At 74.0% G+C, this 630-nt stretch carries 1 protein-coding gene; it reads right to left on the bottom strand.

Translation table 11 applies throughout. The annotated features are described in order from the left end of the window. The coding region (locus ABF821_RS09575; RefSeq protein WP_415529844.1) for a molybdopterin dinucleotide binding domain-containing protein at positions 1-630 on the bottom strand (630 nt) is incomplete at both ends.

Here is a 630-nt window from a genome sequence, read left to right as displayed (position 1 = left end):
ATGCCGGGCGATCTGTCCGGGGGGCATGTCGTTCTGTCCTTCGGGCCGGGGAGCGGGAGGGGAGGCCGCGATGCGTTCCAGCGCGACGGCGCAGAGCTTGAAGCCGGGCTGGAGGGAGACGGGATCGACGGCATCGGAGGTGACGGCGTTGATGGCGATGTCGTCGCCGAAACGGTCGTTCCAGTGGAACGGGGCGAAGCAGGTGCCGGGGCGGATGGCCTGGGTGATGCGCGCGGGCAGCGTGATGCTGCCCCGGCGGGAGGCGATGCGGACGGCATCGCCCGGCTGGAGGCCGAGCGCGCGGGCGTCTTCGGCGGCGATCTCGACGAAGGGGCCGGGGTTGAGGCGGTTGAGGCTTTCGACGCGGCCGGTCTTGGTGAGGGTGTGCCACTGATGTTGCAGGCGGCCGCTGTTCAGCACGAAGGGGAACTCTTCGTCCGGCCATTCCTCGGGGCGCATCCATGGGCGGGCATGGAAGACGGCGCGGCCGTCCGGTGTGGCGAAGACGGGCGGGGCGCCCGGTGCGGGCAGGTAGCGGATGGGGTGGCGGGAGAGGGTATCGCCTTCGGGGGCCGGGCCCGCGGGCGGGCGGGGGCGCGCCCCGGGCCGGCCGGGCTCGCGCGGGGGGGG

The sequence above is a fragment of the Gluconacetobacter sp. genome (genome assembly GCF_047721585.1).
Lineage (GTDB): Bacteria > Pseudomonadota > Alphaproteobacteria > Acetobacterales > Acetobacteraceae > Gluconacetobacter > Gluconacetobacter dulcium.
Note: the sequence above shows the minus strand (reverse complement) of the source record. Positions and strands in the feature narration are given on the sequence as shown.